Raw genomic sequence first — 14,029 nt, 5'->3', positions numbered from 1 at the left:
AAAGCGGCCGGCAACAAGGCCGCCTGCAAAACCGAAGACAAAAGGGAGGAATGAGATGAAATCGACACTGTTGGTGGGCACCCTGCTCGCCGTCGCGACTGCAACGTCAGCCTTTGCGCAATCCATCAAGCTTGCCGACGTCGCCGAGCTTTCGGGCGGCGGCGCCACCGTCGGCACCAACTGGAAGAACGGCATCGACCTCGCGATCGAGGAGATCAACGCCAAGGGCGGCGTGCTCGGCCGCAAGCTGGAAGTCAGCCATGCCGACTCGCAGTCCAACCCGGGCGTGGCGCGCGCACAGGTGCAGAAGGCGCTCGACGCCGAGCCCTATGTGTTGCTCGGGCCCGGCTATTCCGGCTCCGTCAAGGTGACGGCACCGCTCGCGGCGGAAGCCGGCATCGCACAGATCATGGGCGGCGAAGCCGCCGAACTGACGCAGGCCGGCAACAAGTTCCTGTTCCGCACCTCGTTCGGCCAGCAATCCTCGATGCCGAAGGTCGCCAGGTACATCAACGGCGACATGAAGGCGAAGACGGTCGCCGTCGTCTGGGTCAACAATGATTTCGGCCGCGGCGGACGCGACGTCGTTTCCAAGGAATTGGAGCGTCTCGGCACCAAGGTCGTCGCCGATCTCTCCACCGAAGCGGGCCAGGCCGATTTCGCCGCCGACGTCGGCAAGATCAAGGCTGCCAACCCCGATGCCGTCTTCATCTATCTCAACGAGGAAGAGAGCGCGCGCATCCTGAAGGAGCTGAAGCGCCAGGGCGTCACCGCTCCGCTGATGGGCGAGACCACGCTGATCGGCCAGAAGGTGATCGAGCTCGCGGGCGATGCCGCCAACGGCGCGCGCGGCCATGTCGGCCTCACCACCGACGCCCCGGTCGACCTGATCAAGGCGTTCCGCGAAAAATTCTCGAAAAAGTACAACTACGTGCCCGACCATAACGGCCTGAAGGGCTATCTCGCCGTCTACATGGTGAAGGCCACCACCGAGAAGATGGGCAAGGTCGATGCGAAGAAGTTCGCCGACACGCTGCACGGCCTGACCATCAAGGCCGCGGACGAGCCGGGCATCCTGATGGACGTCACCGTCAGCGACACCGGCGACCTCGATCGCCAGAGCTTTCTGGTCGAGGTCGTGGAAGGCAAGCAAGTCGTGAAGCAGGTGCTTCCGAAGCTGAACTAAGGCTGGTGCCCTGCTCCCTCTCCCCGCAAGTCGTGGGGAGAGGGAGACATAAGGGCGGAGCGCGGTAAGAAAATCCGGCTCGCGCGGTTTCGTCAGGCTTAACGGTCAGAGAGAACCCATGTCCAATCTATTCGATCTTCTGGTCGCGGGACTGGCTACCGGCGCGATCTATGCGCTGGTCGCGGTCGGCTTCACGCTGTTGTGGCAGACCTCGCAGACCATCAATTTCGCGCAAGGCGAGTTCGTGATGCTGCCGGCCTTCCTGATGCTGGCGGCGATGCATGTCGGCGCGCCGTTCTGGCTCGCGATCATCATCGGCATTCTGCTGTCGATGATCCTGCTCGGGCTTGCCTTCAAGATGCTGCTGGTCGATCCGATGCTGCGCCATGGCGTGCTGCCGCTGGCAATCGCCACCATGGCGCTCGCGATCGGCATCAAGGAAGCGGTCAAGCAGTTCTTCAGCGCCGAGGCCTCGCCCTTCCCCTCGATCGTGCCGACCGGCGATATCAAGATTCTCGGCCATGCCGTGGCGCTGCAGAGCGTGGGCGTGCTCGTCGTCGCCATCCTCACCGTGGTCGGCCTGACCATGCTGCTGACCCGAACCTCGCTCGGCCACCAGATGCAGGCCGCCGCACAGAACCCGACCGTGGCGCGCATCATCGGTGTTCCCGTTGAGCGCATGATCCTGCTGACCTTCCTGATCAACGCCTTCCTGGTCGCTCTCGCCTCGCTGCTGATCACGCCGATCTATCTGGCAAAATTCTCGTCCGGCGAAGTGCTGGGCCAGGCCGCCTTCATCGCGGCCATTGTCGGCGGCTTCAACCAGGTGCGCGGCGCGATCGCCGGCGGCCTCCTGATCGGCGTGCTGGACAATCTCGCGGCCGCTTACGTCTCCACGCAGTATCGCGCGGCGGTGCCGATGATCTTCCTCATCGTCGTCATCCTGTTCCGTCCGCAGGGTCTGCTTGGCCGCGCCGAGGAGCGCACGGTATGAGCAATTTTGGCAAAACCCTGAAGATCGTGCTCGGGCTTGCGGTGATCGTCGCCCTGATCGTCGTCCCCATGAACTTCAACCGCTACGGCCTGTTCATCCTGAGCCAGTGGGCGGTGATGACCATCGCCGCGATGGGGCTGAATCTGACACTCGGCTATGCCGGCCAGGTGTCGCTGGCGCAGGGCGCCTTCGTCGGCATCGGCGCTTATGCGTCAGCGATCATGACGACTCATGGCTGGCCCTTGCCGGCCGCGCTCGTGGTCGCAATCGCGCTGAGCGTCGCGATCGGCTGGGTGCTCGGCTATCCCGCGCTGCGCGTGCAGCACCACTATCTCGCCTTCGTCACGCTCGCCTTCTCGACGCTGGCCTTCCTGGTGTTCCGCAACGAGAGCTGGCTCACTGGCGGCATCTACGGCATCTCCAATATCCCACGGCCGAACATCCTGGGATTTGCGACCAACCGTCCGCTGCCGTTCTATTATGTCTGCCTCGGCTCGCTCGCGATCGTGTCATTCGCGGTGTGGTGGCTGATCCGCTCGCCCTGGGGACGTGCCTTCATGGCGCTGCGCGAAAATCCCCTCCGCGCGCAATCGCTCGGCGTCGACACCCGCCGCTACACGCTGATGGCGTTTGCGATCGGCTCCGGGCTCGGCGGCGTCGCCGGCGCGCTTTATGCTCCGCTGACGCAATATATCGATCCCGTGCCGTTCAACCTGTCGCTCTCGCTCGACCTCCTGATGATGGTGATCGTCGGCGGCGCCGGCTTCTTCTTCGGCCCGTTCCTGGGCGCGATGATTGCGGTGCTGCTCCCTGAATGGCTGCGCTTCACCGAGGGCTACTATCTCATGCTCTATGCGATCGCGGTGATGCTGCTGCTGATCTGGTCGCCCACCGGCATCTTGGGAATTCTCGATCGCTACATGGCGGAACGGCGCACCAAAGCCGCATCGGCTCTGCGCGCCGTTGCCAAATCCCGACTGGAGACGGCCCAATGAGCGCGGTCCTCGAAGTCACCAACATCAAGAAGAGCTTTGGCGGCATCACAGCCGTGGACGGCGTCAGCTTCGATGTGCGCGAGGGCGAGATCCTCGGCCTGATCGGGCCGAACGGCTGCGGCAAGTCCACGCTCTTCAACTGCATCCTCGGCCAGCTCACGCCGACCGGCGGCGAGGTGAAGCTCGACGGCAAGGACGTCACGGGCTTGCGTCCGTCCGAGCTCAACAGTCTCGGCGTCAGCCGCACCTTCCAACTGCTGCAGGTGTTTCCAAAGCTCTCCGTGCGCGAGAACCTGATCCTCGCCGGCCAGGAGCACCAGGGCAACATGGCATCGCGCCTGTTCGGCCGTTCCGATGCCGGGTTGACCGATGCCGCCAACCAGATGATCGGCTTCTTCAAGCTCGATCACCTTGCGGCCGAGCCGGCCGGCGGCCTCTCCTACGGCCAGCAAAAGCTGCTCGATGCCGCCATGGCCTTCATGGGCGGGCCGCGCCTCGTGCTGCTCGACGAACCCGCGGGCGGCGTCAACCCGTCGATGCTCTCGGACCTCAAGGAGCGGCTGGTCGCCATCAACCGCGAGAAGAACGCCACCTTCGTCGTCATCGAACACAACATGGAGTTCGTGATGTCGCTGTGCTCGCGCGTCATGGTGATGGCGGAGGGCAAAGTGCTGGCCATGGGACGGCCGGACGAGGTGCGCAAGAACCCCGCCGTGATCGAAGCCTATCTCGGACATTAATTTTGAGCATGATCTTTTCGGAAAACCGCTGCGCACTTTTCCGGATCATGCTGTGGAGGCAGCCATGAGCGATGCGATCCTCTCGGTTAGCAATCTGGTCGGTGGCTACGGCAAGATGACGATCCTGAACGGCACGACCTTCTCCGTGCCGAAAGCCACCATCACGACCATCATCGGCCCCAACGGCGCCGGCAAATCCACCGTGTTCAAGGCGATTTTTGGCCTGCTGAAGCTGCGCGACGGCAAGATCACCTTCGCTGACCGCGACGTCACCAATCTGAGCCAGCGCGCGCTGCTCAATGCCGGCATCTGCTACGTGCCGCAGGGCCGCAATATCTTTGCCGAGCTGTCGGTACGGCACAATATCGAGCTCGGCGGCGTCGCGGCCGAGCGCGGCATCGACCTGCCGGCACGCATCGAGGCGGCGCTGGATCTGTTTCCGGCGCTGCGGCGCAAATCGACGCAGCAGGCATCGACTTTGTCTGGCGGCGAGCAAAAACAGCTCGAGATCGCGCGCTCGCTGCTGCTCGATCCGCAACTCGTGCTGATCGACGAGCCCTCGATCGGCCTGTCGCCCCTTATGGTGCAGCAGACTTTCAACATCCTGAAGGACCTGCGCGACCGCGGCGTCACCATCCTGATGATCGAGCAAAACGCGCGCTCGGCGCTGGAGATCTCCGATTTCGGCATCGTGCTCGAGCTCGGCCAGACCCGCATGGTCGACAAGGCCGAGCGCATTTTGAACGATCCGCGCATCGGCCAGCTCTTCCTCGGCGGCGCCATGGAGGAGAGTGCGGCATGAACAAGCGCTCGATCGCAACCGTTTCTCTCTCCGGCGCGCTCGACGAAAAGCTCCGCGCCATTGCCACGGCCGGCTTCGAGGCCGTCGAGATTTTTGAGAACGACCTGTTGTCGTTCGGCGCCAGCCCGCGCGAGGTGGCACGGCTCTGCGGCGACCTCAACCTCGAGATCTGCGCGTTCCAGCCGTTCCGAGATTTCGAGGGCATGCCGGAGCCGCAGCGCTCGCGCAACTTCGCCCGCGCCGAGCGCAAGTTCGACCTGATGCAGGAGCTCGGCACTGACCTGCTGCTGATCTGCAGCAACGTCTCCCCCGCTTCGCGCGGCGGCATCGATCGCGCGGCCGACGATTTTCGCGAGCTCGGCGAGCGCGCCGGCAAGCGCGGTTTGCGCGTCGGCTACGAGGCGCTCGCCTGGGGACGCCACGTCAACGACTATCGCGACGCCTGGGAGATCGTGCGCCGTGCCGACCATTCCGCGATCGGCGTCATCCTCGACAGCTTTCATGCGCTGGCGCCAGGCTTTCCGACCCGTGCGATGGCCTCGATTCCCGGCGACAAGATCTTTCTCGTGCAGCTCGCCGACGCACCGAAGCTCGAACTCGACATCCTGTCGTGGAGCCGCCATTTCCGCTCGTTCCCCGGCCAGGGGGACCTGCCGGTCGGCGAGTTCATGCAGGCGATTGCCGCGACCGGCTATGACGGTCCGTGGTCGCTCGAAATCTTCAACGACCAGTTCCGCGCCGGCTCGGCCGCGCAGACCGCCGTCGACGGACTGCGCTCGCTGATCCTGCTGCAGGATCAGCTTGCACCGGATTGGCCAAAGCTTGTCGGCGAACCGCTGGCGCCGAAAGCCAAGAGCAGCGGTACCGGGTTCGTCGAGTTTGCCGTCAACGAGACCAAGGCGGGCGAGCTCGGCCGCCTGTTCGCGCAGCTCGGCTTCCGCAAGACCGGCAAGCATCGCAGCAAGGCCGTCGAGCGCTGGTCGCAAGGCAAGGTCGAGCTCGTCATCAATTCCGAGACCGACGGTTTTGCGCATTCGCATTATGTGACGCACGGCCCGGGCGTCTGCGCCATTGCACTCGATGTCGACAATGCCGGCCTCGCCATGCAGCGCGCCGAGACATTGAAAGCGCGCACCTTCTATCAGCCGGTTGGACCGGGGGAACTGGAAATCCCGGCGATCCATGGCGTCGGCGGCAGTTTGCTTTATTTCCTGGATCAGGCCGGCAAGAACTGGGACACCGATTTCGAGCGCATCGCGAGCGAGGCAGGCGCCGATCGCCTGCTCGCGGTGGACCACATCGCACAGTCCATGCCCTATGACGAAATGCTGTCCTGGTTGTTGTTCTACACCGGCATTCTCGACCTCACTCGCCTGCCGCAGATGGAGATCGCCGACCCCCGAGGCCTGGTCCAGAGCCAGGCGATCATCAATGGCGACCAGAGCCTGCGCTTCGTGCTCAACGGCTCATCGGCGAACCGCACCCTGCCCGCCCGCTTCATCTCGGAGTTTTTCGGATCGGGCGTGCAGCACGTCGCGTTCTCGTGCCAGGATATCTTTGCGACGGTCGCCGCGATGCGCGCCCGCGGCGCGGACTTCCTGGATATTCCGGACAACTACTACGACGACATCGAAGCCAAATACGACCTTGCGCCCGACATCATGGCGCAACTGCGCGCCAATCACATCCTCTACGACCGCGAGGGCGACGGCGAGTTCTTCCAGGTCTACACCCACATTTTCGACGAGCGCTTCTTCTTCGAGATCGTCGAGCGTCGCAGCTACCAGGGTTTTGGTGCAGCCAACGCCGGAATCCGTCTTGCCGCCCAGGCGCGCGAGGTGCGCCCAGCGAGCGTGCCGCGGATTTGAAGTAGTAGCTCAAAGAGCCTCGGACTCGTCATGGCCGGGCTCGTCCCGGCCATCCACGATCTTTCACGCTCTACGAAGAACGTGGATGCCCGGGACATAGGCGAGCGGAAGCGACGCCGTCCTTCGGGCGGCTATGCCCGGGCATGACGACGTGGACGTGTCGGTCGCCGCTTACTCCGTCACCGGCTTGTCAGAGATATCCCAATCCTTGCCGCTGAAGGTGGAGATGAACAGCGTCTTCATCGGCGTGTAGTTGTCGGGCGTGTAGCTGTAATTGACGCCGTCCAGGAAATACGGCGAGTGGAAGCCGTTGAGGTTGGAAGCCTGCGCCAGCACGTTGGCGCGGGTGAGGTCGTCGCCGCAGCGGCGCAAGATCTCCGCCATCGACGCGGCCTGGCCGTAGCCTGCGAACGCGATGGTGTTGTCCTGGTCGATATTGGGCAGGTACTTCTTGCGCAGCTCCTCGAACGCCATCACGTCGGGATCCTTGTCCCATTTTCCGACACCGACCTCCTTGTTGTAGCGGATCGCGACGATGCCCGCGGCATTTTCGAGTCCCGCTGCGCTGAGGATCGAGCGGCCGGTCGAGCCCGCGGACAAGAGCTGCAGCGGCTTCCAGCCGAGTTCGGCCACCTTGCGGATCGACTGCGACGAGGCCTTGCCGGTGGAGATGTTGTAGAAGACGTCCGCGCCCGACTTCGAGAGATTGATGAGCTGGGAATCGATGGTCGGATCGGTCAGGTCGTAGGTCTGCTCCAAAATCACCTTGGCGGTGCCGCCTGCATCCTCCAGCACCTTCTTGAAGGGACCGAGGAAGTCGCGGCCGAAATCGTCGTTCTGATAGAGAATGCCGACCTTGGCGTTCGGCTTCACGCTGACGACGTGGCGGGCGAGAATGCGCGCCTCGGTCGGATAGAGCGGCAGGCCCGCCATGGTCCACTTGAACTCTTTTGGATTGTTCCACTTGGAGGCGCCGGTGTTGAGCAGGAGCTGTGGCACGCCCTTGGAATTGAGATATTTGTGAACGGCGGTCTGCGGCGCAGTGCCGAGCGAGCCGTAGAGCGCGAGCACCTCTTCCTGCTCGACCAGCCGCCGCGTCGCCTCGACGCATTTCGGCGCGCTGTAGGCATCGTCCATGGTGAGGAATTTCACCTTGCGCCCGTTGATGCCGCCCTTTTCGTTCAGCGACTGGAAATAGGCCTCACCAACACGGCCGAGCACGCCATAGAGCGAGCCGGGTCCGGAATGCGGCACCGTCTGGCCGATCTTGATTTCGGTGTCGCTGGCGCCGGCATCATATTTCTTCTCGGCGGCCCAGACGTAAGGCGCCGGCAATGTCGACGCAGCGATGGCGGCAAGTGCGGCGGCGCTGAAATCGCGCCGTGAAGGATTTTTGGTCATTGTTATTGATCTCCCTGGATGCGCGCATTTTTCTGGCATCGCGCCATGCACCGCAAGTGGGAAGTCGTCGCTTTGCGACGCAATGCCGCTAAAATCCCGGCGCGCGTAGCGCCTAGACTCAAGTTTTCTCGGCGATGACAACGAGACCGCGCACGGGCTCATTGTTCTCGTTACGCGGCGAGGCGGGATCACACGTCAGCAACTTGAGTCCGGCTTTCGCGATCGCCTCGCGCACATATTCCGTGGAATGGGCATAGCGCAGTCCGTCGCCGAGTATCACACCCTTGCCGTCATGCGTCTCCAACGTGAAGGCGAGCGTACCGTTTGCCGCAAGTACGCGCTTTGCCTCGACCAGCACTTGCGTGAGATCGGAAAGATAAACCATCGCATCCGCTGCCACGATCAGATTGGCGCTCGCGTCAGCCCTGCTGCGCAGACCGTCGATCATGTCGGCGACTTCGAGTTCGGCATAGAGTCCTGTGGCGCGCGCCTCCTTGATCATGCCGGGCGACAGATCGATGCCGATGAACTGATCGACCTGTTTTGCGAAGGCGCTAGCCGCCAGACCCGTGCCGCAGCCCAGGTCGATCGCGCGCTTGAAGAAGGCAGGCGTCTTCGCCGCGACGCGTGCCGCGAGCACCGCCTTGAAGATCAGGCTGGGTGCGCGATAGCCGAGATCGTTGATCAGCGCATGCTCGAAGCGCGGCGCATATTGGTCGAACAGCGCCTGCACATAGGCCTTTGGCATCTCCGATATCTGCTCGTCGCCGAGCCGCATCAGATGCAGACTCGCGCCGTGCTGGTCGCTCGCGTCGGACTCGCGCGCTTTGCGAAAAGCCGCGATAGCCTTGTCGCGCTCCTTGAGCTGCTCGCGGATTTCGCCAAGCGTGAACCAGGCGGAGGTGAAGTTCGGCGCCAGCTCGATCGCCTGCTCCAGAAGATCGGCCGCGGCGGGAAGATCGCCCTTGAGCTGGAGGTCGCGAGCGAACTCGAAGCGGCGGTCGGCCATGAGGTCGCCGGAGGACTGGAAAAGGCGTAGCGGCATTCTGGAACCAAAAACGGTGCGGTCGGGTGACTCGAATGAAACGGTCGCGCAGCCTATATGACAGAAATGCGCCCGCAAGACATCCTGCTGCCAACTGCCGCCGGTCTGTGCTGCAAGCCCGGCGGTTTCCATATCGACCCCGTCCGCCCGGTCGAGCGCGCCGTGATCACCCACGGCCATTCCGACCACGCCCGTGCCGGCCATGGCGCCGTGCTGGCGACGCAGGAAACGCTCGACATGATGCGGCTGCGCTACGGCGAGAATTTTGCCGGCACGACGCAGGCCATCCGCTACGGCGAGGAAATCAGGCTCGGCGACGTCAAGGTCAAGTTTCATCCCGCCGGCCATGTGCTCGGCTCGGCGCAAATCGCGGTCACCTGCAAGGACACCTGCATCGTCGCCTCCGGCGACTACAAGGACGCATCAGATCCGACCTGCACGGCGTTCGAGCTCGTGCCCTGCGACGTCTTCATCACCGAAGCCACGTTCGGCCTGCCGGTGTTTCGCCATGGCAATGCCGCGGACGAAGTGAAGAAGTTGCTGGCCTCCGTCGCGCTGTTTCCGGAGCGCGCACATCTCGTCGGCGCCTACTCGCTCGGCAAAGCGCAGCGCGTGATCGCGCTGCTGCGCGCGGCCGGCTATGACGCGCCGATCTATCTGCACGGCGCGATGGAGACGATCACGCATTATTATCAGAGCCGCGGCATCGCGCTCGGCGAGCTCCGGCCGGTGAAGGGCGTGAAGAAGGCGGCTCTCGCCAGCACGATCACACTGGCGCCGCCCTCGGCCACGTCAGATCTCTGGACGCGGCGTTTCCCCGATCCGGTCACGGCGTTCGCGTCGGGCTGGATGCGGGTGCGCGCGCGGGCCCGGCAGCGCGGCGTCGAGCTGCCGCTGGTGATCTCGGATCACGCCGATTGGGACGGCCTGACCGCGACCATCTCCGCGACCGGCGCTGGCGAGATCTGGGTCACCCATGGCCAGGAAGACGCGCTGGTGCATTGGTGCAAAGCCAAAGGCCTGCGCGCGCAGCCGCTCGATCTCGTCGGCTATGGCGACGAAGAAGAGAGCGAGACGCCGCTTGGGAGCGAGGACGAGGCATGAACCGCTTCGCCGAGCTGCTCGACCGCCTCGCCTACGAGCCCGGCCGCAACAACAAGCTGCGGCTGATCGCGAGCTATTTCCGCGAGGTCGGCGATCCCGACCGCGGCTATGCGCTGGCGGCGCTGACCGGCGCGCTCAGCTTCAAGCACGCAAAGCCGGCGCTGATCCGCGACCTGATCGCGGCGCGTACTGATCCGGTGCTGTTCGGGCTGTCCTACGACTATATCGGCGATCTCTCGGAGACGGTCGCGCTGATGTGGCCGAAGGCCGAAGGCCTGCACAACAACCCGCCGCCGCCAACGCTGACCGAGGTCGTCACCACGCTGCGCACGCTTGGCAAGACCGAGCTGCCAAGACAGCTCGAGCGCTGGCTGGACGAGCTCGACGAGACTGGCCGCTGGGCGCTGCTCAAGCTCGTCACGGGCGCCTTACGCATCGGCATTTCCGCGCGGCTTGCCAAGACAGCCGCGGCCGCGCTCGGCGACAAGGACCCGCATGAGATCGAGCTGATCTGGCCGGGCCTCGCGCCGCCCTACACCGATCTGTTCGCCTGGCTGGAGGGCCGCGCTGAAAAGCCCGTCAATCGCGATCCCGCGCCGTTCCGCCCCGTCATGCTGGCGCATGCGATCGAGGACGCGGATTTCCAAAGCCTCGATCCGGCCGACTATATCGCCGAATGGAAGTGGGACGGCATCCGCGTGCAGGCCGTCGCGGGGCGGGATGCGCGTGGGCACATCACGGCGCGGCTCTATTCACGCACCGGCGAGGACATCACCGGGAGCTTTCCGGATCTCGTGCCGTCGTTGCATCTGCCCGGCGCGATCGACGGCGAGCTGTTGATCGTGCGCGACGGAAGGGTGCAGAGTTTCAACGTGCTGCAGCAGCGGCTCAACCGCAAGGCGGTTTCGCCAAAGCTGATTAAGGAGTTTCCGATCCACCTGCGCGCCTACGATCTGCTCGGCGACGACGAGAACGATCTGCGCGAGCTGCCCTTCGCGGAACGACGCGAACACCTCGAAACCTTCATCAAAAAGCTCGGCGATGTCAGGATCGACCTGTCGCCGACGGTCGCCTTCGGCACCTGGGCCGCACTGACCGCCGCCCGCGCCGATCCTGCGAGCGCAGGTGCGGGCGAAGACGCCGATGCCGTCGAAGGCGTGATGCTGAAGCGGCGCGATGCGCCCTATCTGCCGGGGCGACCGAAGGGACAATGGTGGAAGTGGAAGCGCGATCCGCACATCATCGATGCCGTGCTGATGTATGCGCAGCGCGGCCATGGCAAGCGCTCGTCCTACTATTCCGACTACACGTTTGGCGTCTGGACCCAGGGCGAAGGCGGCGACGAACTGGTGCCGGTCGGGAAAGCCTATTTCGGCTTCACGGACGAGGAGCTCCTGCAGATCGATCGCTTCGTCCGCCGCAACACCACGGAAAAGTTCGGACCCGTCCGCCATGTCGTGCACGAGCCGGACAAGGGACTGGTGCTCGAGGTTGCCTTCGAAGGCCTGCAGCGCTCGCCGCGGCACAAATCCGGCGTCGCCATGCGCTTTCCCCGCATCAGCCGCCTGCGCTGGGACAAGCCGCCGCGCGAGGCGGACCGGCTCGAAACGCTGGAGCGAATGCTGAAGGCGGAGGCGGCGTGAAAGTTGGGCCCGCCGCCGGCCGGCGCAAAGCCAGCGAGCGTATGCGCAGAGAACCAGCAATCGGTCCCGGCGGCGGACGCGCCTGTCTCTTAGCCGAGCCGCGCGCGATGAGAATTGACAGCCATTCACATCCGCAAGGCAAAAAGTGCTTTGCGCCGAAGCTGTTGCTTTCCTGTGACATTTCCTTGAACCATGGTTAGCAACGTTTCAGTCCGGAAACGTTGTCGCGAGAGGCGCGCGATTGCGGCTTCGCCATGCCCGACCGGTTAACCATGGCGCCCCCCTGATATTAAAATGCGGTAAGCTGATTGACTGACGCGGCCGGGTTCCCCATGTGCCCCGCCGTGACCTATAATGCGGGCCGATCCCGTGAGGAGTTTTCAGCGATGACCAACGACGTCAGAGATTTGCCGGCAAGCCGTGACGGCCTGTACCGCTTTCTCGGCGGCTCGCCCCTGTCGGTCGCGTTCCGGCTGATCCTGCTCTCGATCCTGGTCGGCGTCGTGCTGGCCGCGATCGGCTTCGATCCCTGGAATATCCTCCACAGCATCCGCCTGCTGTTCCAGCGTCTCTGGGACCTCGGCTTCGACGCGGTCAACTGGCTGTGGCGCTACTTCCTGCTCGGCGCGGTCATCGTGATCCCGATCTGGTTCTTGTCGCGCCTGTTTGGCACGCCGCGCGGCCGGTAGGTCTTTTGAGCATGATCTTTTCGGAAAACCGCTTCACACTTTGCGCTGACGCGGCCCTTCGGGTCCGGATCATGCATTAGGAGTCCGCAGCCGATGCAATTGGGCTATGTCGGCTGCGGAGATGCATTCGGACCGCGCGGCAGGTAGACCTGCCTGACCATGCACGCTCCCGTCCATCCCAGGGTCACGACACGCCAGATGTTCGCCATCGCAGGTCCTGCGATGGTGGCGAACCTCACCACGCCGATGATCGGCGTCGTCTCGACCACTGCGATCGGGCGGCTGGACGATGCCGCGTTGCTCGGCGGCGTTGCAATGGCGTCTGTCATCTTCGACTGCCTGTTCTGGCTGTTCGCCTTCCTGCGCATCTCGACGCTTGCCTTCACCGCGCAGGCGATGGGCGCTGGCGAAACGCACGACTACGGCGCGATCCTGATGCGCGGCTTCATCGTCGCGGGTTTGATCGGAGCCGCGCTGATCGTGCTGCAACTGCCGCTCGCCGCCGCCCTGTTCGGCCTGATGGGTGGCAGCGAAGGCGTGACACGCGCGGCAAAAACCTACTTCATGATCCGCATCTGGTCGGCGCCGCTGGCGTTCGCCAACTACGTCATCCTCGGCTGGCTGGTCGGACAGGCCCGCGCCAACCGGGCACTGGCGCTGCAGATCGCGATCAACCTCATCAACATGATCGCCACGGTGCTGCTGGTGCTGGTCTATCACAGCGGCATCGCGGGGGCCGCGATCGCGGCCGTGATTGCCGAAGCGATCGGCGTCGGCCTCGGCGTAATCGTCTGCCGGAAACTCGCGAAGGACGGTTTTGCCGTGCCCCGCGCGCGCCTGTTCGACCGCGACAAGCTGATGCGGATGCTGTCGGTCAACCGCGACATCATGGTGCGCACCGCGGCGCTGATCACCGTGTTCCTGTTCTTCACCGCCAAGGGCGCGCGCGCCGGCGACGTGACGCTGGCGGCCAATGCCGTGCTCAACAACTTCCTGCTGGTCAGCGCCTTCTTCCTCGACGGCTTTGCCAATGCCGCGCAGCAGCTCTGCGGCCGCGCCTATGGCGCGCGCGACGCCCGCGGCTTTGCCGATGCGACGCGGCTGATCCTGTCCTGGGGTATCGGCTTTGCCCTGGTGGTCGCGGCGTTGTTCGCGCTGTTCGGCCCCAGGCTGATCGACCTGATGACGACGAGCGAGGAGGTGCGGCGCGTGGCGCGCGACTTCCTCGTCTTCATCATCCTGGCGCCGCTGCCCGGCGCCTTCGCCTTCGGGTTCGACGGCATCTATGGCGGCGCGACCTGGGCGCACGAGATGCGCAACCTGATGCTGGCCTCGCTCGCGATCTTCCTCCTCGCATGGTGGGCGCTGAGCAGTTTTGGCAATGCCGGCCTGTGGAGCGCGATGATCGCCTTCTACATCGCGCGCGGCGGTTTGCAGGGCGCGCGCTATCCGGCGCTGTACAGGGCGTCGTTCAAGAGCTGAGTGCCGTAGCCCGGATGGAGCGCAGCGCAATCCGGAATCGCTCCGCACCCTCAACTGTCATCGCCCGCGAAGGCGGGCGA

Annotated in this window: 12 protein-coding genes; 10 read left to right on the top strand and 2 right to left on the bottom strand. The window is 64.3% G+C overall.

All coding sequences use genetic code 11. From position 1 onward, the window contains the following. The first annotated feature begins 55 nt into the window (after nt 1-55). The 6 genes from KUF59_RS03625 (at nt 56) to KUF59_RS03600 (ending at nt 6,585) form a co-directional block, all read left to right on the top strand. Nucleotides 56-1,186, top strand: coding sequence for an ABC transporter substrate-binding protein (locus tag KUF59_RS03625; protein ID WP_212460637.1), 1,131 nt, complete (start codon nt 56-58; stop codon nt 1,184-1,186). 118 nt (nt 1,187-1,304) lie between these two features. Further along, nucleotides 1,305-2,180: a branched-chain amino acid ABC transporter permease gene (locus KUF59_RS03620; protein WP_212460638.1), complete on the top strand. Its 876-nt coding sequence runs from the start codon at nt 1,305-1,307 to the stop codon at nt 2,178-2,180. Further along, a complete protein-coding gene (locus tag KUF59_RS03615) occupies nt 2,177-3,175 on the top strand; it encodes a branched-chain amino acid ABC transporter permease (RefSeq protein ID WP_212460639.1) in 999 nt (332 codons plus the stop codon). The genes KUF59_RS03620 and KUF59_RS03615 overlap by 4 nt, the downstream gene beginning before the upstream one ends. Further along, entirely contained in the window at nt 3,172-3,915 is a 744-nt protein-coding gene (locus KUF59_RS03610) for an ABC transporter ATP-binding protein (protein ID WP_212460640.1), read from the top strand. The genes KUF59_RS03615 and KUF59_RS03610 overlap by 4 nt, the downstream gene beginning before the upstream one ends. 64 nt (nt 3,916-3,979) lie before the next feature. Continuing rightward, nucleotides 3,980-4,717, top strand: a complete 738-nt coding sequence (locus tag KUF59_RS03605) for an ABC transporter ATP-binding protein (protein ID WP_212460641.1) — start codon at nt 3,980-3,982, stop codon at nt 4,715-4,717. Continuing rightward, nucleotides 4,714-6,585: a bifunctional sugar phosphate isomerase/epimerase/4-hydroxyphenylpyruvate dioxygenase family protein gene (locus tag KUF59_RS03600; protein ID WP_212460642.1), complete on the top strand. Its 1,872-nt coding sequence runs from the start codon at nt 4,714-4,716 to the stop codon at nt 6,583-6,585. Before KUF59_RS03605 ends, KUF59_RS03600 begins: the two co-directional genes overlap by 4 nt. A 171-nt stretch (nt 6,586-6,756) precedes the next feature. Here KUF59_RS03600 and KUF59_RS03595 read toward each other — a convergent pair whose 3' ends face one another. Together KUF59_RS03595 and KUF59_RS03590 are read right to left on the bottom strand one after the other, a co-directional pair. Continuing rightward, nucleotides 6,757-7,986, bottom strand: coding sequence for an ABC transporter substrate-binding protein (locus KUF59_RS03595; protein WP_212460643.1), 1,230 nt, complete (start codon nt 7,984-7,986; stop codon nt 6,757-6,759). Nucleotides 7,987-8,104: 118 nt separating this feature from the next. Next, entirely contained in the window at nt 8,105-9,031 is a 927-nt protein-coding gene (locus KUF59_RS03590; protein WP_212460644.1) for a class I SAM-dependent DNA methyltransferase, read from the bottom strand. A gap of 66 nt (nt 9,032-9,097) precedes the next feature. Here KUF59_RS03590 and KUF59_RS03585 point away from each other — a divergent pair, with 66 nt between their 5' ends. From KUF59_RS03585 to KUF59_RS03570, 4 genes are all read left to right on the top strand, one after another. Beyond that, nucleotides 9,098-10,135, top strand: a complete 1,038-nt coding sequence (locus KUF59_RS03585) for a ligase-associated DNA damage response exonuclease (RefSeq protein WP_212460772.1) — start codon at nt 9,098-9,100, stop codon at nt 10,133-10,135. After that, nucleotides 10,132-11,778 (top strand): cisplatin damage response ATP-dependent DNA ligase, encoded by a 1,647-nt coding sequence (locus KUF59_RS03580; RefSeq protein WP_212460645.1) that lies wholly within the window; start codon nt 10,132-10,134, stop codon nt 11,776-11,778. The genes KUF59_RS03585 and KUF59_RS03580 overlap by 4 nt, the downstream gene beginning before the upstream one ends. Nucleotides 11,779-12,164: 386 nt before the next feature. Beyond that, the gene (locus tag KUF59_RS03575; RefSeq protein ID WP_212460646.1) at nt 12,165-12,467 is read left to right on the top strand and encodes a DUF6460 domain-containing protein; all 303 of its coding nucleotides are present in this window, start codon (nt 12,165-12,167) and stop codon (nt 12,465-12,467) included. Nucleotides 12,468-12,626: 159 nt separating this feature from the next. Beyond that, on the top strand, nt 12,627-13,949 hold the full coding sequence (locus KUF59_RS03570; protein WP_212460647.1) for an MATE family efflux transporter: 1,323 nt from the start codon (nt 12,627-12,629) through the stop codon (nt 13,947-13,949). Nucleotides 13,950-14,029 lie beyond the last annotated feature (80 nt).

This window comes from Bradyrhizobium arachidis (genome assembly GCF_024758505.1).
Classification (GTDB): domain Bacteria; phylum Pseudomonadota; class Alphaproteobacteria; order Rhizobiales; family Xanthobacteraceae; genus Bradyrhizobium; species Bradyrhizobium manausense_C.
This window is presented reverse-complemented; position numbering and strand designations above follow the sequence as displayed.

Coding starts and splice junctions, on each gene's coding strand:
- KUF59_RS03625 (WP_212460637.1), top strand. CDS start 56: ATGAAATCGACACTGTTGGTGGGCACCCTGCTCGCCGTCGCGACTGCA.
- KUF59_RS03620 (WP_212460638.1), top strand. CDS start 1,305: ATGTCCAATCTATTCGATCTTCTGGTCGCGGGACTGGCTACCGGCGCG.
- KUF59_RS03615 (WP_212460639.1), top strand. CDS start 2,177: ATGAGCAATTTTGGCAAAACCCTGAAGATCGTGCTCGGGCTTGCGGTG.
- KUF59_RS03610 (WP_212460640.1), top strand. CDS start 3,172: ATGAGCGCGGTCCTCGAAGTCACCAACATCAAGAAGAGCTTTGGCGGC.
- KUF59_RS03605 (WP_212460641.1), top strand. CDS start 3,980: ATGAGCGATGCGATCCTCTCGGTTAGCAATCTGGTCGGTGGCTACGGC.
- KUF59_RS03600 (WP_212460642.1), top strand. CDS start 4,714: ATGAACAAGCGCTCGATCGCAACCGTTTCTCTCTCCGGCGCGCTCGAC.
- KUF59_RS03595 (WP_212460643.1), bottom strand. CDS start 7,986: ATGACCAAAAATCCTTCACGGCGCGATTTCAGCGCCGCCGCACTTGCC.
- KUF59_RS03590 (WP_212460644.1), bottom strand. CDS start 9,031: ATGCCGCTACGCCTTTTCCAGTCCTCCGGCGACCTCATGGCCGACCGC.
- KUF59_RS03585 (WP_212460772.1), top strand. CDS start 9,098: ATGCGCCCGCAAGACATCCTGCTGCCAACTGCCGCCGGTCTGTGCTGC.
- KUF59_RS03580 (WP_212460645.1), top strand. CDS start 10,132: ATGAACCGCTTCGCCGAGCTGCTCGACCGCCTCGCCTACGAGCCCGGC.
- KUF59_RS03575 (WP_212460646.1), top strand. CDS start 12,165: ATGACCAACGACGTCAGAGATTTGCCGGCAAGCCGTGACGGCCTGTAC.
- KUF59_RS03570 (WP_212460647.1), top strand. CDS start 12,627: ATGCACGCTCCCGTCCATCCCAGGGTCACGACACGCCAGATGTTCGCC.